Annotated in this window: 22 protein-coding genes; 11 read left to right on the forward strand and 11 right to left on the reverse strand. The window is 53.5% G+C overall.

The genetic code is table 11. From position 1 onward, the window contains the following. The first annotated feature begins 164 nt into the window (after nucleotides 1-164). A complete protein-coding gene (gene ppa / locus AYI96_RS03375) occupies nucleotides 165-692 on the forward strand; it encodes an inorganic diphosphatase (RefSeq protein WP_025008962.1) in 528 nt (175 codons plus the stop codon). Between the two features lie 57 nt (nucleotides 693-749). On the opposite strand, the gene AYI96_RS03380 is transcribed toward ppa, so the two are convergent. Beyond that, nucleotides 750-1,994 carry a dicarboxylate/amino acid:cation symporter gene (locus tag AYI96_RS03380; protein WP_144361101.1) on the reverse strand — a complete coding sequence of 415 codons (1,245 nt, stop codon included), beginning with the start codon at nucleotides 1,992-1,994 and terminating at the stop codon, nucleotides 750-752. A 271-nt stretch (nucleotides 1,995-2,265) separates the two neighbouring features. Between AYI96_RS03380 and AYI96_RS03385 the strand changes: the two genes are divergently transcribed. Beyond that, the gene (locus AYI96_RS03385) at nucleotides 2,266-2,598 is read left to right on the forward strand and encodes a hypothetical protein (protein ID WP_144361007.1); all 333 of its coding nucleotides are present in this window, start codon (nucleotides 2,266-2,268) and stop codon (nucleotides 2,596-2,598) included. A 128-nt stretch (nucleotides 2,599-2,726) separates the two neighbouring features. Here AYI96_RS03385 and AYI96_RS03390 read toward each other — a convergent pair whose 3' ends face one another. Next, nucleotides 2,727-3,416 (reverse strand): LrgB family protein, encoded by a 690-nt coding sequence (locus AYI96_RS03390; RefSeq protein WP_083399819.1) that lies wholly within the window; start codon nucleotides 3,414-3,416, stop codon nucleotides 2,727-2,729. A gap of 4 nt (nucleotides 3,417-3,420) precedes the next feature. Continuing rightward, nucleotides 3,421-3,888, reverse strand: a complete 468-nt coding sequence (locus tag AYI96_RS03395; protein WP_071476553.1) for a CidA/LrgA family protein — start codon at nucleotides 3,886-3,888, stop codon at nucleotides 3,421-3,423. Between the two features lie 99 nt (nucleotides 3,889-3,987). On the opposite strand from AYI96_RS03395, the gene AYI96_RS03400 reads away from it, so the two are divergent. Next, complete coding sequence (locus AYI96_RS03400; protein ID WP_039035027.1) at nucleotides 3,988-4,878, forward strand: LysR family transcriptional regulator; 891 nt, start codon at nucleotides 3,988-3,990, stop codon at nucleotides 4,876-4,878. Between the two features lie 367 nt (nucleotides 4,879-5,245). Continuing rightward, entirely contained in the window at nucleotides 5,246-6,451 is a 1,206-nt protein-coding gene (locus tag AYI96_RS03405) for an aromatic amino acid transport family protein (RefSeq protein ID WP_071476552.1), read from the forward strand. 100 nt (nucleotides 6,452-6,551) lie between these two features. On the opposite strand, the gene AYI96_RS03410 is transcribed toward AYI96_RS03405, so the two are convergent. Beyond that, nucleotides 6,552-6,989 carry a hypothetical protein gene (locus tag AYI96_RS03410; protein WP_071476551.1) on the reverse strand — a complete coding sequence of 146 codons (438 nt, stop codon included), beginning with the start codon at nucleotides 6,987-6,989 and terminating at the stop codon, nucleotides 6,552-6,554. Nucleotides 6,990-7,307: 318 nt separating this feature from the next. On the opposite strand from AYI96_RS03410, the gene AYI96_RS03415 reads away from it, so the two are divergent. Next, nucleotides 7,308-8,165: a DUF72 domain-containing protein gene (locus tag AYI96_RS03415; protein ID WP_071476573.1), complete on the forward strand. Its 858-nt coding sequence runs from the start codon at nucleotides 7,308-7,310 to the stop codon at nucleotides 8,163-8,165. Between the two features lie 75 nt (nucleotides 8,166-8,240). Here AYI96_RS03415 and AYI96_RS03420 read toward each other — a convergent pair whose 3' ends face one another. After that, nucleotides 8,241-8,780 carry a hypothetical protein gene (locus AYI96_RS03420; protein WP_071476550.1) on the reverse strand — a complete coding sequence of 180 codons (540 nt, stop codon included), beginning with the start codon at nucleotides 8,778-8,780 and terminating at the stop codon, nucleotides 8,241-8,243. 136 nt (nucleotides 8,781-8,916) lie between these two features. On the opposite strand from AYI96_RS03420, the gene AYI96_RS03425 reads away from it, so the two are divergent. Further along, complete coding sequence (locus AYI96_RS03425; RefSeq protein ID WP_144361009.1) at nucleotides 8,917-9,846, forward strand: GGDEF domain-containing protein; 930 nt, start codon at nucleotides 8,917-8,919, stop codon at nucleotides 9,844-9,846. A 73-nt stretch (nucleotides 9,847-9,919) separates the two neighbouring features. On the opposite strand, the gene lysS is transcribed toward AYI96_RS03425, so the two are convergent. Next, entirely contained in the window at nucleotides 9,920-11,422 is a 1,503-nt protein-coding gene (gene lysS, locus AYI96_RS03430) for a lysine--tRNA ligase (RefSeq protein WP_028779438.1), read from the reverse strand. Nucleotides 11,423-11,439: 17 nt separating this feature from the next. Beyond that, a protein-coding gene (gene prfB, locus AYI96_RS03435; protein WP_162206727.1) for a peptide chain release factor 2 occupies nucleotides 11,440-12,538 on the reverse strand; the annotation gives its coding sequence in 2 pieces (ribosomal slippage) (nucleotides 11,440-12,462 and nucleotides 12,464-12,538; 1,098 coding nt in all). Between the two features lie 701 nt (nucleotides 12,539-13,239). Here prfB and fdhF point away from each other — a divergent pair. Then, nucleotides 13,240-17,487, forward strand: a complete 4,248-nt coding sequence (fdhF, locus tag AYI96_RS03440; protein ID WP_144361010.1) for a formate dehydrogenase subunit alpha — start codon at nucleotides 13,240-13,242, stop codon at nucleotides 17,485-17,487. An 86-nt stretch (nucleotides 17,488-17,573) separates the two neighbouring features. Here fdhF and AYI96_RS03445 read toward each other — a convergent pair whose 3' ends face one another. Together AYI96_RS03445 and chrA are read right to left on the reverse strand one after the other, a co-directional pair. Then, on the reverse strand, nucleotides 17,574-19,232 hold the full coding sequence (locus tag AYI96_RS03445; RefSeq protein WP_144361011.1) for a methyl-accepting chemotaxis protein: 1,659 nt from the start codon (nucleotides 19,230-19,232) through the stop codon (nucleotides 17,574-17,576). Between the two features lie 102 nt (nucleotides 19,233-19,334). Beyond that, nucleotides 19,335-20,483, reverse strand: coding sequence for a chromate efflux transporter (gene chrA / locus AYI96_RS03450; RefSeq protein WP_071476547.1), 1,149 nt, complete (start codon nucleotides 20,481-20,483; stop codon nucleotides 19,335-19,337). A 617-nt stretch (nucleotides 20,484-21,100) separates the two neighbouring features. Between chrA and AYI96_RS03455 the strand changes: the two genes are divergently transcribed. The 4 genes from AYI96_RS03455 to AYI96_RS03470 are packed head-to-tail and all read left to right on the forward strand — an operon-like array spanning nucleotide 21,101 to nucleotide 24,231. After that, on the forward strand, nucleotides 21,101-21,952 hold the full coding sequence (locus AYI96_RS03455) for a MipA/OmpV family protein (RefSeq protein ID WP_144361012.1): 852 nt from the start codon (nucleotides 21,101-21,103) through the stop codon (nucleotides 21,950-21,952). 7 nt (nucleotides 21,953-21,959) lie between these two features. Next, nucleotides 21,960-22,334 (forward strand): DUF3019 domain-containing protein, encoded by a 375-nt coding sequence (locus tag AYI96_RS03460; protein ID WP_082014322.1) that lies wholly within the window; start codon nucleotides 21,960-21,962, stop codon nucleotides 22,332-22,334. After that, nucleotides 22,331-23,041, forward strand: a complete 711-nt coding sequence (locus AYI96_RS03465; protein ID WP_039035037.1) for a response regulator transcription factor — start codon at nucleotides 22,331-22,333, stop codon at nucleotides 23,039-23,041. The genes AYI96_RS03460 and AYI96_RS03465 overlap by 4 nt, the downstream gene beginning before the upstream one ends. Beyond that, complete coding sequence (locus AYI96_RS03470) at nucleotides 23,038-24,231, forward strand: ATP-binding protein (RefSeq protein WP_144361013.1); 1,194 nt, start codon at nucleotides 23,038-23,040, stop codon at nucleotides 24,229-24,231. Before AYI96_RS03465 ends, AYI96_RS03470 begins: the two co-directional genes overlap by 4 nt. Nucleotides 24,232-24,242: 11 nt before the next feature. Here AYI96_RS03470 and rlmC read toward each other — a convergent pair whose 3' ends face one another. After that, nucleotides 24,243-25,376, reverse strand: coding sequence for a 23S rRNA (uracil(747)-C(5))-methyltransferase RlmC (gene rlmC / locus AYI96_RS03475; RefSeq protein ID WP_144361014.1), 1,134 nt, complete (start codon nucleotides 25,374-25,376; stop codon nucleotides 24,243-24,245). 73 nt (nucleotides 25,377-25,449) lie between these two features. Beyond that, nucleotides 25,450-26,637 (reverse strand): FAD-dependent oxidoreductase, encoded by a 1,188-nt coding sequence (locus tag AYI96_RS03480; protein ID WP_144361015.1) that lies wholly within the window; start codon nucleotides 26,635-26,637, stop codon nucleotides 25,450-25,452. Nucleotides 26,638-26,645: the final 8 nt, after the last annotated feature.

A 26,645-nucleotide genomic window follows, 5' to 3' on the forward strand; every position in this document is an offset into this window, starting at 1 on the left:
TATGGGCCAGGGCCTGAGACAGATAGCCTTAGATGAACTGTTGGCAATTAGTCTTAAGACCGCGGCCTTTCATTGGCAAGCCGTCAAATCGCGCTATAATACGCGCCACACTGAACTTCAGGCTGGACCTGAAATAGATTTATACACAGTCTAAGGATACTTCCATGAGCTTAAATGCAGTGCCTGCGGGCAAATCCCTGCCAGATGACATCTACGTGATCATCGAAATCCCACAAAACCACGACCCTATCAAGTATGAAGTGGACAAGGACACAGGTGCCTTGTTTGTGGATCGCATGATGACTGCGCCTATGTTCTATCCTTGCAACTACGGCTATGTGAACCAAACTCTGAGCCTGGATGGTGATCCGGTAGACGTACTGGTTCCTACCCAGTATCCACTGCAGCCAGGCAGCGTTATCCGTTGCCGTCCAGTTGGCGTACTGAAAATGACCGACGAGTCAGGTGAAGATGCCAAGATTGTTGCCGTACCACACGAGAAGATCTCCAAGGAATACGGTCATATCCAGGATGTGAACGATCTGCCTGAGCTGCTGAAAGCCCAGATCAAACAGTTCTTCGAACACTACAAGGATCTGGAATCCGGCAAGTGGGTTAAAGTTGATGGCTGGGAAGATGCCGAAGCCGCCCGCGCCGAAATCCTGTCAAGCGCCGAGCGTTACAAGGGCTAAGTCCCGAGCGACAACGCCAGCAACATAAAAAAATCCGGCAAATAGCCGGATTTTTTATTAGGCGTTAACCGCCTCTGTCTGATGTCCCTTCTCGGTTTGGTCCACTATGGTCAACACCGCAGCGTCGCCCACCACATTGCAGGAAGTCAACACCATATCTATGATTCTGTCCAGCGCTGCCACTATCGCAAAAGCTTCCACGGGTAAGCCCAGTTGATGGATTAACACGCCTATCATCACCATACCGCCACCTGGAACCCCGCCGGCGCCCACAGACAGCAGAAAGATACTGAATATCAGAGTAGGCAGCTGTTCGCTGGAGATTGGCTGACCAAAGGCGTTGGCAACAAAGAAGATGGCGATAGTGATATAAATCGACACGCCGCCCATATTCATGGTGGCTCCCAAAGGCACACCGAACCCGGCGACCGCCTTATTGACCCCAAGCTTTTCGGTCAAGGTTCGCATAGTCACCGGGATGGTGGCATTGGAGCTGGCAGTCGACAGAGAAAACAGGATCTGCTCTTGGGTCTTGGCACGAAAGCTCTTGGCACTGACCGGGGTAAACACAGCCACAGCCAGAGGATAAACAATGAAAATCCACAGCAGCAGCATGGTTAGGATGATGGCCATATAACCCAGTACACTGAGAAAAACTTTGGCTTCCAGAGTGGCTCCCAGTTTGAACATCAGCGCAAACACTCCAAATGGCGCCAGCTGCATTACAGTCATGATGAGCTTCATCATGATCCCATTGGCGACTTGAAAACCTCTAACCGCTGCGCTGCCGGCGTCATCCAGCGACTTGATGACACCACCCAACAGCAGCGCCATAAAGATCACCTGCAACATGTTGCCCGACATAAAGGCATCGACAGGGTTACTGGGCACTATGCCGACAATCAGGCTGATCAAATTGGGCAACTCGGTCGCGGTAATGGCCACATCCGTGCCACCACTCATATCCACTCCGACACCGGGCTGCAGCAATAACGAGACACACACCGCCGCCAGGATAGCGAGCAGGGTATTAATGATATAGAAGCTGAAGGTCTTGCCGCCCAAGCGACCGAAGCTCTTGAGGTCCTGCAATTCGCAGACACCGCAGACTATGCTGACAAATACCAGCGGCATCACCAGCATCATGATCATATTGACAAACATGGTGCCCGCCGCGGTGGCTACCTCAACCAGGGTGCCGGAAAAGAAACCGATATGCCCCAGCCCATATTGCACCACAGAGCCCAATAACAGGCCGCTGAACAGACCCATAAAGATCCGTCCGGAAAGAGATTTGAGTATTGCCATTGTACGTTCCAATTCGGCATCGTTCCTGATGCACAACTATCATCCCTGTTCGCTCTGGGAAGGGATAGTGAAACATGCTACTCAAAAGTTCAATGATAAAATGCTCAAAAAGTGCCTCCGCAACATGTTAAGAACCTCAAAAACCAACGATAAAAACTTGATTTAAAACCATTTTAAATTTTGTCAAAAATTTACCCTATGGATTACCCCGTTTACAAACGCACAGCACAACAACAAATCCACAACAAATACAAAATATTTATCAGTGAATATATCTAAAAATACAAAAATAACAGCATTAACAGCCAGAATTTCAATTCAAAGCAGTGAGCTTGTTAGGCCGCTTGCCATTTTACTGCAGATCCTGCTTGTTAATTTCGTCATCAAAGTGACTTTCCGCCTCACTCAACCCCAAGCTAGAAAAACCGCCACAGAAAAAATCATAGGGGCAAACCATAGAGAAAGTTGGCAGCAGAAGCACCAAAGCAAGCAGGAGAAAACCCGCAGAGCGCGATTGGAGAAGATAGTCCCACGGACAAAAAATGGGCAAAAAAAAGCCGGTGGGGCGCACCGGCAAATCAAGCAACATATTACCTGAGAGGCTCAGGAAAAACGCCTGACGATGCAGGCGGTCACCACAAGAAAAGGCCATCGGGTGATGGATAGACTCAAAAACGGCAGTAACCCTTGTGGTCAGGTCATCTACTTGAATCCAAATCGATTAAATCAAACAAAAATCAACGCAAATAAGGGCGCGCCGAGCACCATGGCAATGCCGGTAAAGATCATCGTCAAGCTGGCAATCACGCCTTCCTGCTGACCAAACTCACTGGCTTTGGCGGCGCCGGCCCCATGGGCAGAAGCACCGAGTGCCACCCCTTTCCCAAGAGATGTTTTTATCCTCGCCAACTTGAACAACGGCTCACACACCAGCATACCTATCACGCCGGTGAGCAACACCAACATGGCGGTTAACTCCGGCACGCCACCGAAGGCACCAGTGGCCTCCATGGCAAAGGGCGTCGACACAGAGCGTACCAGTACGCTGTGGCTCAGTTCGCTCGGCAGAGGCACCAACTTGACCAACAGCCAGGATGACACCAGGCCCAACATGAGTCCGGCCATAACCCCAAGGCTAATGGTGATCGGATAACGGCGGATTAACTTGCGCTCGCGGTAAATAGGTACAGCGAAAGCTATGGTCGCCGGAGCCAGTAATGCCATCAGCCAATGGGTGTACTCAAAATAGGTCGGCAGAGGGATCGCCAACAGCAACACCACAGCCAGCACGGCCAAAGGCGCCAAAAATATCGGAGCCAACCACCAGCTACGATGCCTGCGGTATAAAGCCTTGGCGCCGTAATAACAGATAAGGGTGATCAGCAGACTCAAGAGAGCAAGTAAGCTGTGAGACATAGGGTTACCCTTGCACTCCATGTTTGGCCAACTGGCGTTTCAAATTAAGGCGCCGCTCGAAACGAAATACCCTGTCCACCACAAAGCCGGTTCCCAGCAATACTGAAGCGCTGCCGAGCACCAGGGTCAGCATAATATTGAAACCATACTCCTCGAGTAAGGTTTCATACTTGAGTACTGAAATCACCGGCGGGATAAAAAACAGCAAGAGATCGCCAATCAACCAGGCAGCCCCCAGTTGCAACGCCTTTTCCGGGATAAGCTTGAGCCCCAGCGCCAACAACACTACCAGCATCCCAAGCACACTGCCGGGAATGGGTGAGTGCAATGTGGCGGCCAAGGCATGAGTAGCCCATGCCAGCAAACAGATAGCTGCAATTTGCAGCAAGGTCGCGCTGATGTATTTGCCTTGGAGCCAAATGACTTTCGCCACTTTTTGAGGGGAAGCAAGGCGTTTGCAGAGGGAGTGCATATCTTTACCGAATAACTTAACTGGTGTTTATTCTAGGCTTGCAATATAAATAAAAAAAATGAATATTAAGCATAGTTTGCATTCCATAAGGTTATTCAATTGGATCTGAAAGTTGTTCGCTACTTTATCGAAATAGTGGATGCCGGCGGATTTGCCAAGGCAGCGGAAAAGATCCACCTGACCCAACCTGCGCTGTCCAAGTCCATTCGCCAGTTGGAGCAGGAACTGGATCTTGTACTCTTGGAAAGAGGCAAGCGTGGCAGCCAGTTACGTCCTACAGCAGCCGGAGAGGTCGTCTACCGTCACGGCCAGGAACTATTGAATGTACGCCGCAACATGCTCAGAGAGTTGGCGGCGCAGCGCAGTCTCAACTCGGGTGAACTGCATCTGGGGCTGGCCCCTCTCGGCAGTGCCGAACTCTTTGCTCCTGTCATCGCCCGCTTTCGTAATCGCTATCCCAAGGTGCAGATGCATCTATTGGTACGCGGCGGCGTAGAGCAAACCGCGGCCCTCAAGAAAGGGGAAATCGAGCTGGCAACCGGGATCATCTCCTTTGAGGATGAGTTTGATGGTATCAGGATCCGCCGCGATCCCATGGTGGTGGTATTGCCAAGACAACATCCTCTGGCAGGTAGTCAAGAGCTGACCCTCAAGGCGTTGGCGGAGATCCCACAGATACTGTTCGAACCCGAATACGCCCTGCATGAGCTGGTAATCAATGCCTGCCAGAGAGCCGGCTTCAGCCCCAAAGATGTGACTCGGGTCAGTCATCCCGACTTTGGTATCGCCCTGGTGGCAGCAGGCACAGGAGCCATGATACTGCCAAGCTTTATTGCCGAGCGCCATGCGGTGGCCGGGGTGATCAGCATACCTCTGGCCGCATCCGATCTGCTCTGGGAGCTATCGCTATTCTGGCGCCGGGGGCAACCACTCTCTTTTGCCGCCCAAGCAATGGTCGAGCTGGTCAGACAACAACTGGCGCTGAAGTGAAACCCTTATGCTTCAAGTGCTGCAGCCGAGTGAATTTTCGCCAACCAAGTCACAGCGTACCGTTACAGCAGTACAAACTCATTGACACCCTCTTTTCGCGCCGCTAAGGTGAATCACACTTTTCCGGGCCCGCTTGGCCTGGGTTTATAAACACAACCCGAGATTCGCAATGCGGCCAATACACAAGCTTTATCTCTATCCCAAGCCACAGTGGCTTGGGCGGGGATAATGACCTGAACCTCCCTCTCCTGTGAGCCACTGTGGCTTTGCTGTCAGGTTTCGTTACCGGCTTTCCGGTTCTCTTGGGTACCCACAAATCCAAAGCCTGGGTCCCTATTACGAAAATGCTTGTTGAGAATGTAATAAAATGAATAACAACAAAACCTTTGGTAGCATGCTGATCATAGCAGGCACCACAATTGGTGCCGGGATGCTGGCGCTGCCGCTGGCCTCTGCCGGCCTGGGTTTCGGGGTCGCCTCGATACTAATGCTATTGCTTTGGGGATTGATGAGTTACACAGCACTGTTGATGCTGGAAGTGCATCAACATGCCCCCGCTCATGCCACTTTGCACACCTTGGCACACAAGCTGCTCGGCCGTAAGGGGCAGTTACTGGCCAGCCTGGCAATGATGTTTCTATTGTATGCCCTGTGCGCCGCCTACATCGCCGGTGGTGGTGCCCAGCTCAACGATAAGCTGGTTCGTTATGCCGACCTGACGCTGCCGCCACAGGTAGGCGCCATAGGTTTTGCCCTGCTGATCGCCCTGGTGGTCGCCATAGGAACCCATTCAGTCGATATGATCAACCGGGTGCTATTCACCCTCAAAATCGTCGCCCTGGTCATCATGTTGGCGCTGCTGTTGCCCCACGCCCAAGGGGGGTACTTGCTGGAGCTGCCGTTGCAGCAAGGCCTGGTCATCTCAGCCCTGCCGGTAATCTTCACCTCTTTCGGGTTTCACGGCTCTATCCCCTCTGTGGTGCGCTATGTGGGACTGGATCTCAAGGCACTGAAGAAAATCATGATTGTCGGCTCAGCTATGCCGCTGCTGGTTTACCTACTTTGGCAATTGGCCAGTCAGGGGGCTTTGAGCCAAAGCGAATTGATGGCTTCCAAAGAACTGCCCAAATTCATCAATAGCCTGGGGCAACTGCTGCATAACCCCATGATAGGCCAGACAGTATCCATATTTGCCGACCTGGCACTGGCCACCTCTTTTTTGGGCGTCAGCCTGGGGCTATTTGATTTTATGGGTGATATTTTGCGCCGCAACGACAGTGCCGGCCATAGGCTGCAAACTGCAGCCATCACCTTTTTGCCACCACTGGGGTTTGCCCTCTTCTACCCTCAGGGCTTTATGGCCGCCCTGGGTTATGCGGCGATAGCTTTGGTGATATTGGCGGTGTTCCTGCCCGTTGCCATGGTCTGGAAACAGCGGCTCCATCCTATGCCGGCAGGCAGCTACCGGGTCGCTGGTGGTAAACCCGCACTCATGCTGGCAGCGCTGTGCGGGGTGGTGATTATTCTCAGCCAACTGCTGCAAATGGCCGGGATACTGACCAAGATAGGCTAACCAAGGGGCAATAAACTGGAGAAGCTCCAGCACAGCGCCCAGGGCCAACCTTTAAACACAAAACGCAGCGCTCAGGCTGCGTTTTTTCTTGGTTCAACATTCAGTTGATTGGTTCCAGCGACACTCTAAAGCAACTGGCTGACAGCTGGGAAAAAACCAGGTCAAACCCTTCGGGGATCTCTTGCTCACTGATAACGACTCGCTGATCCAACTGCTGCTCCAGGGCCTGTTGGCGCCACTGCTGCCTTTGCTGCATTGCGCTTCTGCCACTGATAAAACTGGCACTGCCCAGCAAGATTCCAACCAGCGCCAGCAGATTGGCCATCATGGGATTGCCTATTTGCAGCGCACTGGCGTCATCCAGCAGCCACCAGAGAATCGAGGCACTCAGCAGTAATACCCCCAAGGCCAACCTGGCTATTGCGCTCGGCGCATTATCTGTCGGCAATCTCAATTGAATATCGGCGGGTAAGTCAGCAAGGGTCACAGTCAGGAACGACGGCTCATCCTGCGCTGAGGCACTCTGGGTATCAGGCATAAATCATCCTTAATTTGAATGGAATAGGCTAATGCGGGTCGGTGTAGAACCAATTTAATGACATCCTGTCCTTATGTCAGTGAGCACTGAGGTTACAATGCACCGATTCATTATATGTAAGCATAAATAAGCACTGCAAACTCAATATATTATTAACTCAAACTCTGCTGAAATTCTGTGCATTTTGTGGCAGTCATAGTGCCAGCGGTACTCTTGACCCTGCCAGGGACCGCAGACACAATAGCACCGGAGACCCATTTGACGGAGCCCGTGGTGAGCGGTCAGCAACAGATACCAGAGCTGAGATTGGGACTGGCCATGTGGTCCCATAACCAGTGGCAGCGAAGCCTTTATGGAAGGGGGACACCTCAGGCCGAGCGTCTGGCGCGCTACGCCGAGGTTTTCAATACGGTAGAGGGCAACACCAGCTTTTATGCCACCCCATCGGCAAACAATGTCAGTAACTGGCGCGATGCCGTGGGTGAGGACTTTCGCTTTACCTTTAAACTGCCGCAGGAGATCACTCACAAGTTGCAACTGAGGCACTGTGACGATGAACTCAAGCAGTTCCTGCAGGTGATGTCGCCACTGTTTGCCAAGACAGGCCTGTGGAAGATTCAGTTGCCCGGCTATTTTGGCCCTGACGCCTTGGGGACGCTGAACACCTTTCTTGGCAAACTGCCATCCGAGTTGCCTCTCGGGGTCGAGGTACGCCACCCGGCCTTCTTTGCCAAGGGAGAAACCGAGCGTCGACTCAATCGCTTGCTGCTGCAGCGCTCGGTCAACCGCATCATAATGGACACCCGGCCGGTATTTGCCGCGCCGCCAAACAGTGCCGCCGTCATCGACGCCCATGAAAAGAAACCCAGAGTGCCGGTACATGCCATAGCCACCGGTCGCTATCCCACAGTTCGCTTTATCGGCCACCCGGAGCTCGAGGTCAATCAAGGTTTCTTCAAGCCTTGGCTGGACAAGCTATGCCAATGGCTGGAGGAGGGGCGCCAACCCTATCTGTTCATCCACACCCCGGATAATGCCCGGGCACCTGAGCTGGCCATAAGTCTACAGCGTCTGCTCAGTGACCGTTGGCAAGCCAAACACGGCCAACCTCTAGCTGTGTTGCAACAGCCCCAAGATGCAAGAAATCACAGCAAACAACTGGGCCTGGAACTCTGACAAGCAAGTTTCTGATCCCATAAACATAAAAAATGCCGTTTAATTAAAGTGAACGGCATTTGGTACTATCAACTTTTATTTTCTGGCTCCGACCGGGATCATTATGTGGGCATAAGGGGTGCCCTTCCACATCACATAGGGACCACCTTGCGCCGGGTCTGTCGGCAAACTGTCAAGCATGGCGGGATCCGGCACCAGAATCATCAGGTGTGGTCCTTCGACTATCCATTGATTATCCGCGGTTTCCATTTCCGCATACGGGTCAATATTGCTGGCCCCTCCATCACCGGCCAACATGTAGGAAATACCTATTGCATTGGCCTGAAAAGGTTTTTTCTCCATCCAGGCATTAGCCCATTCCATCCAAGGGCCGTCCATACACATAGGAGCCGTTCCCTTGAGCTGCGGCGGAGTAGGAAAGCAAGTGTAGCTGCCATCTCCCTGTTGCAACACGTTTTTATCCCAATCGACAACAGTAACACTGGCGCGTATGGTGGGCGGCGCAGCGCTCAGGGCGTCATCCAACATCATCTGTTGCGCTTCCGTAAGTGCAGCATGGGCAACACCGGCGAAGGAAGAAAGAGTCAAGGTTAACATTAAAGCTGAAGTTTTCATCAAACCAGCCTCCAGGTTGAACTCGGATACAACAACACCGAGATCTTCAGTATAGTTTCTGCAGAAAAAATCGATTTTGCCCCGTAAATTCAATATATTGGACTAAGATAAAATCAAAAAACCAGGAGGAGACAAGATGTTTTCTCTGTCCCAGACCTTATCTATCTTCGCCGCTTTACCGGATCCGGTATTTATTCTGACCCGCAGTGGCCGCTATGCCGCGGTACTGGGAGGTGCCGACAGTCGCTACTATCACGACGGCACGGCCTTGATAGGGCAATACATCTCCCAGGTCATCCAACCCCCCAAGTGCGAGTGGTTTCTGAGCCAAATAGCGCAAGCCTTGCTGAGCCGCCGCCTCAGGGTGGTGGAATACAGCCTGAGCGGCAACGATGTTATGGGGCTCACAGAGCAAGGCCCCACTGAATCCATCTGGTTTGAAGGTCGGATCCAAGCATTGGACTTTCAAGTCGATGGTGAAGATGCCGTAATTTGGGTCGCCAGCAACATTACCCGCCGTCATTATTTGGAGCTGGAGCTCAGGGAAAGGTGCGAGCGCGATCCGCTCACTCAACTATACAACCGCCGAAAGTTGCTCAAACTGTTAACAGAAAACCTAACCCTATTTCAACGTTACCGAACCCCAACCAGCATATTGATCTTCGATCTCGATAACCTCAAGAAACTCAACGACAGCTCTGGCCATCTGATGGGCGACAAGGCGATAGTCACCCTGGGAGAGGTCTGCCTGGCCGGTCTCAGGGCTCAGGATAGCGCTTCCCGTTACGGCGGCGATGAATTTGTCATCCTTATGCCCCACACTGCTGCCAAGCAGGCGCAACCGATTGCAGAACGTTTGCGAAGCGAGTGTGCCCGGCGCCTCAGAGCCTTGGGTATTGCCGAAGAATGCGCCAGCATCAGCGGTGGCCTGAGCGAGTTTCAGTGCAGTGATACCGATATAGATGCCGTGGTTTCCAGGGCCGATGCAGCCCTCTACCAAGCCAAAGCACAGGGCCGCAACCGGATTGTGCTGGCCAAGGGGCCAGAGTGCACTGAATCGCCCTAAAAACAGGAAACAAAAAGCCGGCACTTGGCCGGCTTCTTCATTACATAGACTCGACTAATTCGAGCGACTGAACTTAAGCCTGTGGGCGCATGGCCGGGAACAGGATCACGTCACGAATGGTGTGAGTGTTGGTAAACAACATCACCAGACGGTCGATACCTATGCCCTGACCGGCTGTTGGTGGCAAACCATGTTCCAGCGCCGTAATATAGTCGGCATCATAGAACATGGCTTCATCGTCACCGGCATCCTTGGCTTCAACCTGAGCCTTGAAGCGGTTGTCCTGATCTTCGGCGTCATTGAGCTCGCTGAAGCCGTTGGCCACTTCACGACCACCGATAAAGAACTCGAAGCGGTCGGTGATGAAGTCGTTGTCATCGTTGCGACGGGCCAGTGGCGAGATGTCCGCTGGGTAGCCGGTGATGAAGGTAGGCTGCATCAGTTTAGGCTCGGCGGTTTCACCGAAGATCTCTTCCAGCAGTTGACCACAGGTCCAGAAAGATTCGATTTCCAGCCCTACGTCTTTAGCCAACTTACGCATAAACTCAAGATCCTTGACCTCTTCATAGGTCATGGCCTGAATTGTGGCGTTGTCTGGGTTGTAGTGCTGAATCGCTTCCAGCATGCTCATGCGGGCATAAGGGCCGCCGAAGTCTATGCTGTGCTCGCCGTAAGGCAGCTTGGTGTCACCCAGCAGATCCTGAGCGATGGAAGACAGCATCTCTTCGGTGAGATCCATCAGATCGCGGTAATCTGCGTAGGCCATATAGAATTCCATCATGGTGAATTCTGGGTTATGGCGTGGCGACAGACCTTCGTTACGGAAGTTACGGTTGATTTCGAACACTCGCTCAAAACCACCGACAACCAGACGCTTGAGGTACAGCTCAGGCGCAATACGCAGATACATGTCGATATCCAGCGCATTGTGGTGAGTAATAAATGGACGCGCGGAGGCACCACCCGGGATGACATGCATCATAGGGGTTTCCACTTCCATAAACTCTTTTTTCACCATAAAGTTACGTATGGCTGAAACCACTTTGGAGCGCATGACGAAGGCATCACGGGAATCCTGGTTGACGATCAGGTCAACATAACGTTGACGGTAACGGGTTTCCTGATCGGTCAAACCGTGGAACTTCTCAGGCAGCGGGCGCAGCGCCTTGGTCAGCAGCTGATACTCTTCCATATTAACGTACAGGTCGCCCTTACCGGACAGGTGCAGAGTGCCTTTAACGCCAACTATGTCGCCGATATCCAGGCCCTGATAGCGTTCTTTCAGATCAGCCTGTACTTCTTTGCCGGCATAGGCCTGAATGCGGCCGGATACGTCCTGCAGAACCAGGAAGGGGCCGCGCTTGGCCATGATCCGACCGGCAATGGCGGTCTTGAAGCCCAGAGACTCGAGCTCTTCTTTGCTCTTATCGGCGAACTGCGCCTGCAGCTCGGCAGCCTTGTGGCTGCGACGGAAAGTGTTAGGGTGACCATTGGCCGGGCAGCCCTGGCGTACATGTTCCAGCTTGGCGCGACGTTCCGCGATCAGCTTGTTCTCATCCAATACTTGTTCAGTCATTTTCCGCTTCTTCTCTGTTACAGCCCGGACTTCAGGCTGGCTTCAATAAATCTGTCCAGATCACCGTCCAACACGGCCTGGGTATTACGGGTTTCCACCCCGGTGCGCAGATCCTTGATGCGGGAATCATCCAGCACGTAGGAGCGGATCTGACTGCCCCAGCCGATGTCCGACTTGGCATCTTCCGCCGCCTGCTTCTCGGCGTTTTGCTTTTGCATTTCCAACTCAAACAGCTTGGCTTTCAACTGTTTCATTGCTGTGTCTTTGTTCTTGTGCTGTGAACGGTCGTTCTGGCACTGCACCACGGTATTGGTCGGAAGGTGGGTAATACGCACCGCAGATTCAGTTCTGTTAACGTGCTGACCACCGGCACCCGAAGCGCGGTACACGTCGATACGCAGATCGGCCGGATTGATATCGATGTCGATGGAATCATCAATCTCAGGGTAAACAAACACAGAACAGAATGAGGTATGGCGGCGACCACCCGAGTCGAAGGGCGACTTACGCACCAGGCGATGCACGCCGGTTTCGGTTCTCAGCCAGCCATAGGCGTATTCACCACTGAACTTGATGGTGGCACTCTTGATACCGGCCACATCGCCGTCTGAGACTTCGATAAGTTCAGGGTTAAAGTCATGTTCTTCACCCCAGCGCAGATACATGCGCAGCACCATATTGGCCCAGTCCTGCGCTTCGGTGCCGCCGGAGCCGGACTGAATATCCAGATAGCAGTCGGAAGCGTCCTGTGGACCCGAGAACATACGGCGGAATTCCAGCTCTTCCAGGCGCTTTTCCAGATCGCCCAGTTCACTGTTGGCATCATTGAAGGTTTCTTCATCTTCCTCTTCAATGGCCAGCTCCAGCAGTCCTTCGACATCTTCGAGGCCCGCATCCATATCGTCTATGGTCTTAACCACAACTTCCAGCGCCGAGCGCTCTTTACCCAGGGCCTGAGCGCGCTCTGGCTCATTCCATACTTCGGAGCTTTCCAGCTCGCGGCTTACTTCTTCCAGACGCTCTTTCTTGGCGTCATAGTCAAAGATACCCCCTAAGGAGCATTGTGCGGTCGGCAAGCTCCTTGATTTTGTTTTTTACCGGATTGACTTCAAACATGCGATTTCAACTTTCTTTGGTGTTAAGGACGTAGCAAACGAGGGATTTTAACCCAAGCAGCCGCTGAAACCTATGCCACTGCAGGCAGAAGCTTGATTTTTTTTCGCCGGTACTGCATTCAGAGCCGGTTCCGGTAAAACATCTGACACACTCTAGCGAATTCCGCGGTGAAAAAACTGTGACAAAAAATCAAATATGCCAACTTAATCAACAAATGAATCAGGTGATCATGCCGAGCAGCAGCCTTCAATGACAAACGATACCTGCAGCCATCTATTTGAAATTTCCATTGTCAGGGAGTCAATGATTTTTCAGCAAAAACTAGGCCTTCGAGCCAATGATGCGTACCCTTTTCAAGAGCAAATCATCTCGAATCTGCTACCGGTATTCTTCATACCTCAACCAAATAGCAACATACTCCAGCGTGCTTTTCCCGACTGACGCATTGAAATCCCAAGCGACAACTTCACCTCAGTTTAGTGCGCAGATATCTGTCAGCAAGATCTCCTGCCGAGCCAGATCACACTGAGTAAAATCCATTTTTCAGACAAGTGCACAGACTCGCCAAGCTTTGTGAATTCCCCGGCAAAAGCCTGTTCCAGCTCAATGAAGCAACTCACTCGATCGATATACTGCATGGTTATCAGCTTAATTAGTCCCTACTTCACCGCCATCGAGGTGAGCAAATAACAAGGCTGCCCATGTTTGAGATCTATATCGACGGCCAGGCCGTCAGCGCCTTTGAGGGCGAGACCCTGTTGCAGGCGGCCCGGCGGGCCGGCATCGACATTCCTTGTCTGTGTCACCATACAGACGCACACGCGGCTACCACAGAAGGCGCCGATCAACACCTGTGCCAACTGACCCGAGTTGACCAGGTAATGGTCGACGGTGACAGACCGCTGCTGGCCTGCTCGACTCCGGCAATCGCCGGAATGCAGCTCAAGAATCATACCCAGACAGTGCACAGTCATCGGCAGCAAGTGCTGAAACAGATCCTGAAAGATCACTTCGCCGATTGCGAAGCCCCCTGCCAGCAAGCCTGCCCGGCAGGCGTTGATGTGCAGTCTTACCTATATCATATAGGTCAGGGCAACCACACAGAAGCGGTGCGGATCCTCAAGCAGACGCTGCCTCTGCCGCTGTCTATCGGCCGGGTCTGCCCGGCATTTTGTGAAAGCGCCTGTCGCCGCGCCCTAATCGATGAGCCACTGGCAATACGTCAGCTAAAACGCCACGCCGCCGATCTGGATTTGGCCGATGCCGAACCCTATCAGCCGCCCAAGGCCGACCCCAGCGGCAAGAAGGTCGCCATAATCGGCGCCGGTCCCGCCGGGCTCAGCGCCGGGTTTTTCCTCGCCAATCAGGGCCATGAAGTGGACATCTTTGAGGCCGCCCCCAAGGCCGGTGGCTGGCTAAGATACGGCATTCCAGAGTATCGCCTGCCCAAGGCAATACTCGATAAAGAGATAGCTCTGCTGGAGCGCAGCGGCATTCGCATTCACACCAACACAGTCATAGGCGAGCATATCCTGCTGCCGAAACTGGCCGAGGAGTATCATGCCCTCTGTCTGGCGATGGGCGCGCAAAAGGCTGTGCCACTCGACTATCCTGGCAGTGACCTGCCCGGCTGCTATCTCGGGGTCGACTACCTTAAAGATCTGGCAATGGACCACCAGCTGGTCACAGGTAAAAAGGTAGCCGTTGTCGGCGGCGGCAATACCGCCATAGATTGTGCCCGCAGCGCCAGACGCCTCGGCGCCGAAGTGACCCTGATCTACCGGCGTACCAAAGAGGAGATGCCGGCCGAAGCCTTTGAAATTCATGAAGCTGAGCAGGAAGGGATCCACTTCCTACTACTGACCAATCCTGTGGCCAACCATGCCGGCAGTGACGGCCGTCTTGCACGAGTCACGCTTGAAAAAATGTCTTTAGGCGAACCGGATGCCTCCGGCCGCCGCCGACCTCAGCCCAGCGGCGAAACCTTCGACTGCGAGTTTGATACCCTGATCGCCGCCGTGTCCCAATCACCGGATCTGGCCTTTCTGCAACAGGCCGAAAACCGTCTGCTGCAAGGCGCTCCGGCGCTCAGCCGCTGGAATACGATCAACGGCTGCGACATCACACTGAGTACAGGGCTGGAAAAACTGTTTGTTATCGGTGATGTACGCCGCGGACCCGCCACTGCGGTGGAAGCGGTCGCCGATGGTCGCCGCGCCGCCGAGGCCATAGATGCCCTGTTCAATCAGGGGCTCAGTTGCCCACTGACGCCGGTGGCGTTCAATGCCAGCAAGGCTATAGGGCTCAAGTCCCAACAGGATTTACCCAAAGGTCTTTTCCCCTCACAGGTGAAAAGTGCCAGAGTCAAGATGCCGGAACTGCCGGTGGCCGAGCGCCTGAGTAACTTTGCCGAAGTGGAGCTGGGACTGACGCCGCAAATGGCCGAAGCCGAGGCCAAACGCTGCCTCGAATGCGGCTGTCAGGCCAATATGGACTGTCGCCTGCGAGACTACGCCAGTGAATACAAGGTCAGCAGCCAGGGCTTGCTAGAGCAAGATAGCAGTGGCGACTCGGCGCTGCTGGCCAGACACTTTGCCCAGGACTTGAGTGCGCCTTTTATCCGTTTCGACGCCAATCGCTGCATCAGCTGCGGCGCCTGTGTTGACATCTGCCACAGTCGCAGCGGCCACAAGGCCATCAGCTTTGAGGCCGACCAATTCTCGGCGCTACCGGGAGGCAATAGCGAACGCCGGGCCCCCAGAGCCGGTTTCAGCGTCTCCATGGCCGACAGCGATTGTGTTCAGTGCGGCAACTGCCTGCAGGTATGCCCGACCGGTGCTCTGGTCGATGCCCGCCACAAGACCCAAGGACAAGCACCCGATACCAAGGTGACCAGCACCATCTGCACCTATTGCGGCGTGGGTTGTCGCATCCGCTTCAAGGTAGACACTAGCCAGAATCGTATCCTGGCGGCCGAAGGTGATGTGCGCTCACCTGTGAACCAGGGCATGCTCTGCGTCAAGGGCCGCTTCGGCTTCGACTTTATCAACAGTGAAGAGCGCCTGACTCAGCCACTGATACGCCGTAACGGCAAGTTGGAATCCTGTAGCTGGCAAACGGCCATCAGCTATATTGCCGCCCACTGGCAAGATCAATTGGCACAGTTTGGCCCGAGTTCGTTCGGTGCACTGGCATCCGCCAAAGCCACCAATGAAGAAAACTTCCTGCTGCAAAAGCTGTTCAGAGCCGTTATCGGCAGCAACAACATAGATCACTGCGCCCGCCTGTGCCACGCCTCCACTGTCACCGGGCTCTACGATGCCCTCGGCAGCGGCGCCATGACCAATGATATTCCCGGCATAGAGGATTCAGATCTCATCTTTATCCTGGGCTCGGATACCGACTGCGCTCACCCCATCATAGCCTCGAGGATCAAGTCGGTTGTCAATCGCGGCAAGGCCAGACTCCTGGTCGCCGATCCCAAGCGAGTCAGCATAGCCGACAGCGCCGAGCTGTTTGTGCGTCATCGCCCCGGCACAGATGTGATGCTGCTCAACGCCATCATGCAGCAGATACTGCTCAACGACTGGCATGACAAGGCCTATATCCGCAGCCGCACCACAGGCTTTGAGGCCTTGCGCGAAGAGTTGTTGCGCCCGGATTACAGCTTGGAGCAAGCCGCCAGGGTGACAGGTGTCAGCAGCAGCGAAATAGCGGCCATGGCCAAAATGCTGGGCACAGCCCAAAAGACCGCTCTCTACTACGCCATGGGGATCACCCAGCACACCACAGGCCATGACAATGTCACCGCCATTGCCAACTTGCAGCTATTGCTGGGCAACCTCGGACTCGACGGCGCCGGGATCAACCCCTTGCGCGGCCAGAGCAATGTCCAGGGTGCCTGTGATATGGGTGCCCTGCCCAACTATTTCAGCGGCTATCAACGTCTGGATAACGATGCTGCGCGGCTGAAACTGGCGCGGGCCTGGGGCACAGATAAGCTGAGTCCTGAGACAGGTATTCCAGCCTCTCATATGATGCAGGCGATTTTGGATGGCAGGCTGCAGAGCCTGTTTGTCATGGGCGAAAACCCGGTACTGAGCGACCCTGACCAAGCCCATGTGCTCAAAGCGCTGAAAAAGCTGCCATTTTTGGTAGTACAGGATATCTTTCTCACCGAAACCGCCGAAATGGCCGATGTGGTATTGCCGGCAGCGGCCTTTGCCGAAAAGCGCGGCCACTTCACCAATACCGAGCGCCGGGTTCAACGACTGGAAGTCGCCTTGCAATCGCCAGGTAGTGCCCGTCCGGACTGGCAGATACTACAGCTGCTGGCCAATGCCATGGGCGCCGACTGGCACTATGGCGATGAACAGGCAATTTGGCAGGAAGTCACCGCCCTGACCCCCAGCTACGCCGGGATCAGTTGGCGCAGAACCACGGATAACCCGGCCGGGCTGCAGTGGCCCTGCCCAGATGAGCAACATCCGGGTACCCGGGTATTGCACCGCAACAGCTTTACTCACGGCAAAGGGCGACTGCAGCCGGTCAATTATCGTTTACCGGCTGAGCTGCCGGACGGTGATTACCCCTTGATGCTGTCGACCGGACGCCTGCTGGAGCAGTTCCACACCGGCACCATGACCCGTAAAACCGCCGGACTGGACGAACTCGGCTCCCCCAGAGTGATGATCTCGGTTGAGGATGCCGGGCGTTTGGGCGTCGGCAAGGGCGACTGGCTCAAACTGGAAAGCCGCCGTGGTGAGATATTCATTCAGGCCTTTGTCAGCCGCCGGGCTCAGCCTGGGGTGCTGTTCCTGCCATTCCATTTCGTGGAAGCCGCGGCCAACAAGCTAACCATTAATGCGCTGGATCCCGTGGCTCACATTCCCGAGTTCAAGGTGTGTGCCGTCAAGGCTGAGCGCGCCGAGGCACCTCCGGCAGCTTGAAACTGAGCAGTAAAAACGGCGCCTATATAGAGCGCCGTTTTTGTTTTCTTCTTTTCCCAATTATTGAGATTAGAGGGCTACAGGTATTAAACCCTGAATTGATTCACCAGTTGTCCCAGATTATCGCCACTGTGGGACACTGTCTGGCTGACTCTGGCCGCTTCTTCGCTGGAATGCAACAGCTCGGCGACTATCTCCTGAATCGCATAAACATTACGGTTAATCTCCTCAGTCACCGAACTCTGCTCTGTGGCAGCTGTGGCAATTTGGGTACTCATATCATTGATGGAAGTAACTGAGCTGGTCACCGCCCCCAGACTTTCGGAAATCAGTCTGGAAGACTCGACACTGCGATGGCAGCTTTGCTGGCTCTCTTCCATGGCACTCACCGCCTGGCTTACCAGACGATGCAACTCACTGAGCATCTCGTTGATCTCCAATGTGCTGGCCTGAGTGCGGCTCGCAAGACTGCGTACCTCATCGGCGACCACGGCAAAGCCGCGCCCTTGCTCACCGGCACGAGCTGCTTCAATGGCAGCATTGAGTGCCAATAGATTGGTCTGCTCGGCTATGCCACCTATGACAGACAGCACGCTGTTAATTTTCTGCGACTGTTCGTTGAGCGACTGAATATGATCGGCGGCGCTGTTAATCTCTGCCATCAGGGTAGAGATTTCGGTCAGCGAAGTATCAACACACTCCTGGGCCTTAGCCACTTCATCGCTCGCCACATGGGTCGCCTCCGCCACCTGGGTGGTGTTCATCGCCACTTCCTGGGCAGTGGAAGACATCTCGGTAATAGCGGTCACCACCTGATCTGTTTCATTGTTATGGTTGGCCAACTGCGCCGCTATCGCCTGAGTCTGGGCATGAATGGAACCAGAGGCATCCTGCACCTCGTGGGTAGCGGTAGTCACGTCACGGATGATGTGTTGCAACTTGTCGACAAAGCGGTTGAATGCCTGCCCTAACTGGGCAATCTCATCATCACCGCGCACCTGCAAACGCTTGGTTAAATCCCCTTCCCCCTGAGCGATATCGTTGAGGTTATCCAGCATGTAGCGAATAGGAGTCACTGTTCGCTGCGCAGCAAACAGAATAAGCATAGCGGTGATCAGGGTGATGATTATGACTATCATCAGCGTCAACCATAACTTTTCTTCCATATCTGCCAATGCCGTTTGCCGATACTCGGCTACAGAAGCCTCAATATCATCGACATAAGCGCCGGTGCCTATGATCCAGTCGGTGCCTGGAACCATGGCGGCATAACCTATTTTTTCCACCAGCTCGTTGGTGCCGGGTTTTTGATAGTAATAAGTAAGGATACCGTCACTATTGCGGGCTGCATTCAGCAAGCCCACTATGATCTTGGTTCCCTTGGGATCTGTCATCCCTATCTGATCTGTCCCTTCCAGATTAGGCAGTAAGGCATGAAACAGGTTTTTACCTTTACCATCATAGACAAAGAAATAACCTGCGCTGCCAAAGCGAACATCCCGTAAGGCCGCCTTATAGTCTCCCCCCTGACTGCGCTGAAAACTGACAATCTCTTTGGCGACTTCGGTCACATGCATCAACTCCTGACGACGCTCGTTAAGCAGCTTTTCTCTGAAGTTGGTAATTTCGCTTTCAAGCGCATCCGATTCTACTGTCCAGGACGCCAGCATCAAAACAATGGAAACCGTCAACAATGGTAACAGAGCAAGTAAGAGTAACTTATTTCGTAAACTTAGACTGGACACTTAGGTTTTCCCCCAGGAAATGAAATCTCTACAAATTATAGTAACTTTGTTTACCTTAAGTTCGGATAAATAAATGCCCGAGATCAAAGTTAAACCATTTGCTTACATAAAGAGAGTCAAAACAGCGCCCATAGCCGCAAAGCCGAATACCAAAAATACCAAAGATAACCGCCACAGTTTAAGCAGCATAAAGCCGGTCAACACCATGGCGATATCAACCGGACGGGTCACGGCACTGGTAAATACCGGCTGATAGAGAGCGCTCACCAGCAAACCTACGACTGTGGCATTAATCCCCATCACCATAGCCGCCATTTTCGGGCGTTCGGCAATTCCCTGCCAGCCGCGGATCACCGCCAGCAACAACAGGAAACCGGGCAGAAAAATGCCCAGCGTTGCCACCAAGGCGCCAATAAGGGCATTTTGCGGCCACAGTTCGGCCCCAAGATAAGCAGCCAAACTGAACATGGGACCGGGAAGGGCTTGCGCCAGGGCATAGCCTGTAAGGAACCTGTCATGATCTATGCTGTTTGCCAACTGACTCTCAAGCAAAGGCAGTACCACATGGCCGCCGCCGAATACCATAGCGCCGGTCTGATAAAACTGCTTAAAGAGTTCAGCCAAAGGGTGAGCAAGTAAGGGACCTGTAAGCAGCAATAAAAACAGAAAGATCAATAAAGCACTCCAGTTTAGCTGCATGCTTCCCGGCTTGGCCGGCATTGGTGCATCACGATTGAGCCAGAACAATCCACTAATGGCACCGACAAACAGCAACAGCAACTGAGTCAAATTCCCCGGCCATAAAAGCAGGATCACTGTGCTCAACAAGGCCAATACCTGAGTGGTGCGGTTGCGACAAAATTGCTTGAACATCCCCCAGGCAGCATCGGCGACCACCACTACAGCCAATAACTTGAGCCCGGCAATAACCCCCTGAAATAAATCGCTGGAGAGATATTGATAGCTGCTGACAGCCAACAGAAACATCAATAGAAACGAGGGTAAAGTAAAGCCGATAAAGGCCAGTACCGCCCCGGGAAGGGCTCCGCGGCGGTAACCTATGGCAAAGCCGACCTGGCTGGACCCAGGGCCGGGCAGAAACTGACTCAAAGCCACCAAGGACGCATAATCTTTATCATCAAGCCAGCCCAACTCTTCGACAAAAGTCTTGCGAAAGTAACCTATATGCGCCGCTGGGCCACCAAAACTCACCAGTCCCAAAGAAAAGAAACGAACAAAAATCTGCCACATCTGTGTTAGCTCTATACTTGTTTGATCTGGCTCCATTGTATGACATAAGTGTGACACTTATCTTATATTCATAGGCTTAGTCTTTAGGCGTACGGCAAGACAAACAAATGAACAGGCAACTGAGAGTCAGCCATAGCCTCTCAACTAGCTGTATTTATGACAAAATAGCGGTAAATCCCCCCCTGAATCTCGACCTTCCCACACGTAGGCAAGTATATCCGTTCGGAATCAACCACAGTCTCTTGGCTGTCTTAACGCCATCGCCAGGCGCGGCCCAGCAACATAAGCAAAACATTTAATATTTATTCAATGACGGCTAACACCGAGTATGGCCATAAACCCAAAGCTACTTGGCTAAAAATAAACCACAACAAAAACAACGACCAATAATAGTCCTACCCACAGTAAACCAACCAGCATTGAGCTGACTACCAACACTTTTGACACCTGTCAATTTTAATTGCATAGATATTCACAAAAACATCAAATACAATCACCACAAAAGAACCCAAAACATAATACTTTTGTAGCATTTTGTAACTTGGTTAAATTTTTACAGACTTTTAACAATTGTTTATTTAGATTCAATGAAAGTTAGCAGGAAGTAGAAGTAAGCTATGAAGCTTTGGTGGTACGCGATATTGATGCTTGGCCTTCAGTTGCCCCTGACTGCAGCAGCTGAAGAAAATGCGACGGAAACTGTCCCTGTGGATGAGTTCAGACTCGCCCTCGCCCTGGGATATGGTCGGCTGGACAATCCCAGAGTGCATGCCAAGCCGATAGAAACCTTCCTGCTGCCATCCTGGAGCTACTACTCAAAACGCTTCTATCTGGAAAACTTCACACTGGGCTACAGCCTTCATGAGTCGGACAACTTGCTATTCGACCTGCAAACCAAGCTCAATGAAGATGGATTCTTTTTCGAGTTTGATGGGCTTAACAAGTTGTTTTTAAGCGACATCATAGGCTTCTCTCCCCACAAGGGACAGGTCGTACGCCCCAACAGTAACAGCGAACCTACCCTTAACGAAATCAAGCGTCACATCTCCTACCTGGGTGGAGTTTCCGTCACTTGGATCACCCCCTACACAGATATCAATCTGGGCTTGTTTCAGGACATTTCCGGGGTACATGACGGCAATGAGCTGCAATTCAGATTGAAAAAGAGCCTGCTCTATTCCTGGGGAGCCCTTGGGCTTGAGCTGGGCGCGATTCGCAAGAGTGAATCCCTGGTGCGTTACTACTATCAGCTTACGCCGGAAGAAAGCGGCCCGCTGAGACTGAGTTACACTCCCTCGGTCAGTATCAATTATCACGCCCGTCTGCTGGTTAATCTGCCACTATGGCAGGATATCAACCTGGTGGCGATAACCGAATACACCTGGCTTGACTCGGGGATCACCAACAGTCCCATGATAGACAAGGATGGCTATCTCTCAGGTTTCATCGGTTTGAGTTATCGGTTTTGAGGCTTCTATGAGTCGATGGCTACTGTGGTTACTCATGTTGACAAGCCCCTGGGCAAGCGCCTTGGGAGAAGAGCTTTGGCTGGCACCGGATACCTGCGCCATGACCAATCAGGAATCGGAATGCAGGCTGCAACTGCAACTCGAATTTCACAGCCAACAGCCTCGCTCTCTGTGCCTTTGGCTGGCCCACAGCACGGCACCTTTGACCTGTTTTCATCAACGCCGAGACTTCAGTTACAAGCTGCAATTGAGCCTGGTCAGGGATACGCTTATCGAGCTCAGGGATCAGCAAAACCGCACAGTTGCCAGCCGCTTGCTCAGAGTGGCTATCTATGAGCCCGTCAGCCGCAGACGGCGGGGCCTGAGTTGGGATCTGCTATGAAAGAAAAAATACTCCTGATCGAGGATGATCTGCCACTGGCTGAGCTTATTTGCACCTATCTGGCCAACGAAGGTTTCGAGCTGGTTCATCTGGACAATGCCGAAGCCGCACTCGCCCGTCAGGACAGTGACAGTTTCAGCCTGATCCTTTGCGATGTAATGCTGCCCGGTGAAGATGGCTTTTGTATCTACCCTCGTTTGGCGGCCTGTTATCTCTGCCCGCTGATATTCCTCACCGCCCGCGATAGTGAAGGCGATCAGATCCTGGGGTTGGAGCTCGGCGCCTGTGACTACCTACTCAAGCCTGTGGTGCCTCCCTTGCTGCTGGCACGAATACGTACTCAACTTCGTAACCGGCAACAGCTACCCGGACGTAAAGCTTTGTGTCTGCATGATCTACAGCTTGACCCTAACCAGCAGCAGGTGTTTATGGCAGGCTCGGCGCTGAGCTTTACCACCAAGGAGTTTGAACTTCTGTGGGTGTTTGTTATCAATGCCGGACGAATATTGTCACGGGAGTACCTGTTTGAGCAGTTTATTGGCCGTACCTATGATGGCCTGGACAGGGCCATAGATTTGAAGGTAAGCAGGCTGCGTAAACGCCTGGATGAACTACAGATAAGCGGTCTGCAGATCACCACAGTGCATGGCAAGGGCTACCTGTTCAACTACCAGCCCAATCAAGCCATGACCAGGGCTCGGGCATGAAATTTCAGTTCTATCGACTGTTCGGATTTCTGCTGCTGTCCTGCTCTCTGCTGCTGTGGAGTTTTGGTCAGTTAACAGAACAATACCGCAGCGAAGAAGCCAGTTATTTGATCTCGGTGGACGACTTATTGCAGACCCGGGGTCAGGGCGCGCATCTGTCGACTCTTGCCGCCGGCAGTCTGGCACTGCCCACTAGCCTGAGACAGCTACTCAACGAGGGGCAGACCTTAGCGCTGCGTCACTCCAGCGGCGAGCTCTACTACTACAAGCAAGGCTCAGGCACTGAGCTGCTCAGGTTTGGCCCGGTAACAGAGAAGCAAGATAAAGAGGACATCACCAGTTTGATCTTGCTCGGTTTCTACTCCAGTCTGACCCTGGTTGCCATCTTGCTTATCTGGCCTGTGTTTCGCGATCTCCATACCCTGCAGCAAAGCGCCATTCGCTTTGGCCGTCAACCTTCGCTACAACCGCTGACCATACGTAAAAGTTCGGCTATCTTTCCGTTGGCTCAGGCGCTTTATAGCATGAGCCACCAGATAGTGAGTTTTGTCCAGATGCATAAAGAGTTATCCCATACCATCTCCCATGAAGTACGCACTCCGCTCGCGCGGATGCGCTTTGCCCTTGAGCTGAGCAAGCAACAGATGGAGCCTCAATACGCAGCGCGCCTGGCCCAGGACATAGATGAGATAGAACAGCTGGCGGCCAACTACCTCTCTTTTGCCCGCCTGGAACATAAACAGGGAGAGCTATGTCATGCATCACAATCCATCGCTGACTTTATTCAGGCGCTTGAGCAGAAATACAGCCTCTATAGCCGTGACTTCCAGATAGGATTTCACTCGGTGCCGGGCCAGGCACAATTCGATATGACGGCAATGAATGTGGCCTGCCAAAACCTGATCCAGAACGCCATGCGTTTCGCCGAAAAAGAGATACAGGTGAGTTTCGAGCAAAGCCAAAGCCATAACTGCCTCAGAGTCGAGGATGATGGCCCTGGCTTTGAAGATAAGGGGAAAAAACTACTGGCGGCCTTTGCCAGAGATGCCAAACAAAGTGATGGCAGCGGCTTTGGCCTGGGGCTCTATATAGTGCGCAAAATTGCCATCTGGCACGGCGGCCGACTGGAGTTGAGCCGTTCGCAATCCCTGGGCGGCGCCGCCATCAGCCTTTATTGGCCAAGAGCATAGACGCCACAGTCCTAGTCACGACTCAGCAGCACCAGCACCTCATAGTGATCCGTGTGCGGGAACATATCGAATAGCTGCACCTTGCGCACACGATAGCCGCTGATATCCGCCAGATCTTTGGCCAAAGATTCAGGGTTACAGCTGGAATAGAGCAGATGCGGCGGCGCAAAGGTCGAAATAGCCTGGCAAAGCTCTGCCCCTATACCGCGTCTCGGCGGATTGACTATCATAAGATCCGGTACTTCTCCTGCCGACTGCGCCGCGGCAAAACTGCCCGAATCCAGCGCTTTGAAGTCCACCCGCTCAAGCCCCAGCTTTTCCGCCGATAATCGGGCGCAGGCGATAGCTTCAGCCTCGATTTCAATCCCCGTAAGCTCTGTGTCTTTGCTGGCGCAGTGCAGCCCAAAACCGCCGACACCACAGAAGAGATCCCAAATCGACTCAGGCTTCAGCTCACTGACCCAGTCTTTGGCGCTCTGATAAAGGGCCGCCGCCACTTGTGGGTTGGTTTGAAAGAAACTCTTGGGGCGGATATAAAGAGGCACGCCATTGAAAGACTCCTCCAGACGCTGCGCCTCGGTAAGAAAAATCTCCTGCTCTCCTTCGAGCCTGGCCATATGAACCGGCTGCAGATTCACAGATACCAGCTTGATGGCAGGAAACTCGGCCAGTAGCTTTGGCAGCTCACGTTCAATCCTCTCGATGGATTGCCTGGAGCGCAACACAAACCTGAGCATAAAGTCGCCGCTGATTTCGGCGCGGGTCAACAACACAAACTTGAGTTCGCCCTTGGCCTTATCTACCCGATAGGGTGGGATCCCGGCCTGACGCACAAACAGCTCAAGCCGATGCAGCAAGGCCTGCATATCGGCAGGATAGAGAGGACAATCGCATAGGCTCACGGCCTCACCACTCGGGGAGACTATCCCCAGAATGGGTTGATGGGCGGCGCCGAGTGCCACCATCTTGGCCTTGTTACGAAAACCCAGGGACGGCCCGCTGACAGGAGCCAAGAGTTCAAAGGGCGTGAAGGGGCTGAGCAGCTGCGCCAACTGCTCGCTCTTGGCGGCCAGTTGTTGCGCCATTGGCGTTTCTATGTGAGTACAGGAGCGGCACTTGCCCTGCGCAAAAAAATCACATTTCACTCTGATATATCCCAAGTTTCCAATTTTGCCCGGCGGCAAAAGCGGCACACTTTAGCCTGTTTCACCCTAAAAATCATCCCAGCATCAGCTTGTCGACATCCGCTTTGGGACTGCGTTTGCCAAGTACCTTGCTTATCTCTGCCGTCACCGCCTTGGCAGTGGCACGAAAGGTGGTTAACTTACCGCCGTAAAGTGTCAGCAACCTGGGATGAGAATAACGCTGGTACAATTGTACCTCCCGCGGCCGCCCAAAGGCATCGCCATCGCCCTTGGGCAGCACCCGCATGCCACTGAAATGCGCCAATACCCTGGCTTCAAGCGCCTCTGTAGTGACAGAACCCATAAAACTGCCAGAATTTCCAAAATAGTGCCGATAGATCCCCAGCAGATAAGCTATCTCCTCTCGGGTGATCTGCGGAACCGGTCCCTGGCAGAGGGTTTCCGTGGTGCCTATCAGCGTCTTGCCGTACCAAGGCATCACGAATACCACCCGTTCATCGAAACAAGACTCCAGATAGAGCACCCCGGGCGGCGCAGGAATATCCAGAAGCAAATGACTCCCCTGCACCCAGTCTATTGCCGTCTGGGCTATGGGTGGTGTCACCCGCGCCAGCAGTTCGTTGACAAAGGCGCCGGCGGCGTTGACCAGAAAGCGGCAGTGCAGCATTTTGTCGCCATCCGCATCCCGGTAACTCAGCTTACATCCCTGAGGGTCATGCTCTATTGTCAAACACTCGGCGCCCTCGCGGATATCGGCACCGAGCAACCTGGCGCTGTCGGCCACCGCCTTGGTCAGCAAGGCATCATCCGTCTGGGCATCCCAGTATTGGAACATATGGGTCATTCCTGCCAGCTTGAGCCCGGGAAAGCTCCCCCAGGCCCTGGCCGGCAGGCTACGAAAACGGCCCAGGCGGTCAAACTCGCTCAGCAAGCCGTAGAGGCTGAGACCAGCCCTGAGGGTCAAGGCGCCGCGGCGACTGTCGCGATAAACCGGGATAAAGAAAGGAACAGCCTTGACCAGTGTCGGCGCCAGACGTAATAACTCGCGCCGGGCCCGCAGCGATTCACGCACCAGATCCAGTTGCCCGGACTCAAGGTAACGTAAGCCGCCATGGATCAATTTGCTGGACTGGGAAGAGGTTCCCGCCGCCAGAGTGGACTTTTCCAATAGCACCACGGAATAACCGGCTGCCGCGGCGCACTGCGCCACCGCCACGCCGGAGATGCCGCCACCTATAATTGCCAGATCAACCTGTTCCATCAGCCTCT

The organism is Shewanella sp. MSW, from assembly GCF_007636515.1.
GTDB lineage: Bacteria > Pseudomonadota > Gammaproteobacteria > Enterobacterales > Shewanellaceae > Shewanella > Shewanella indica.

Bases quoted from the DNA above. Each gene is read 5' to 3' on its own strand.
- ppa (WP_025008962.1), top strand. From the start codon at position 165: ATGAGCTTAAATGCAGTGCCTGCGGGCAAATCCCTGCCAGATGACATC.
- AYI96_RS03390 (WP_083399819.1), bottom strand. From the start codon at position 3,416: ATGTCTCACAGCTTACTTGCTCTCTTGAGTCTGCTGATCACCCTTATC.
- AYI96_RS03395 (WP_071476553.1), bottom strand. From the start codon at position 3,888: ATGCACTCCCTCTGCAAACGCCTTGCTTCCCCTCAAAAAGTGGCGAAA.
- AYI96_RS03405 (WP_071476552.1), top strand. From the start codon at position 5,246: ATGAATAACAACAAAACCTTTGGTAGCATGCTGATCATAGCAGGCACC.
- AYI96_RS03410 (WP_071476551.1), bottom strand. From the start codon at position 6,989: ATGCCTGATACCCAGAGTGCCTCAGCGCAGGATGAGCCGTCGTTCCTG.
- AYI96_RS03415 (WP_071476573.1), top strand. From the start codon at position 7,308: ATGTGGTCCCATAACCAGTGGCAGCGAAGCCTTTATGGAAGGGGGACA.
- AYI96_RS03420 (WP_071476550.1), bottom strand. From the start codon at position 8,780: ATGAAAACTTCAGCTTTAATGTTAACCTTGACTCTTTCTTCCTTCGCC.
- AYI96_RS03425 (WP_144361009.1), top strand. From the start codon at position 8,917: ATGTTTTCTCTGTCCCAGACCTTATCTATCTTCGCCGCTTTACCGGAT.
- lysS (WP_028779438.1), bottom strand. From the start codon at position 11,422: ATGACTGAACAAGTATTGGATGAGAACAAGCTGATCGCGGAACGTCGC.
- fdhF (WP_144361010.1), top strand. From the start codon at position 13,240: ATGTTTGAGATCTATATCGACGGCCAGGCCGTCAGCGCCTTTGAGGGC.
- chrA (WP_071476547.1), bottom strand. From the start codon at position 20,483: ATGTGGCAGATTTTTGTTCGTTTCTTTTCTTTGGGACTGGTGAGTTTT.
- AYI96_RS03455 (WP_144361012.1), top strand. From the start codon at position 21,101: ATGAAGCTTTGGTGGTACGCGATATTGATGCTTGGCCTTCAGTTGCCC.
- AYI96_RS03460 (WP_082014322.1), top strand. From the start codon at position 21,960: ATGAGTCGATGGCTACTGTGGTTACTCATGTTGACAAGCCCCTGGGCA.
- AYI96_RS03465 (WP_039035037.1), top strand. From the start codon at position 22,331: ATGAAAGAAAAAATACTCCTGATCGAGGATGATCTGCCACTGGCTGAG.
- AYI96_RS03470 (WP_144361013.1), top strand. From the start codon at position 23,038: ATGAAATTTCAGTTCTATCGACTGTTCGGATTTCTGCTGCTGTCCTGC.
- AYI96_RS03480 (WP_144361015.1), bottom strand. From the start codon at position 26,637: ATGGAACAGGTTGATCTGGCAATTATAGGTGGCGGCATCTCCGGCGTG.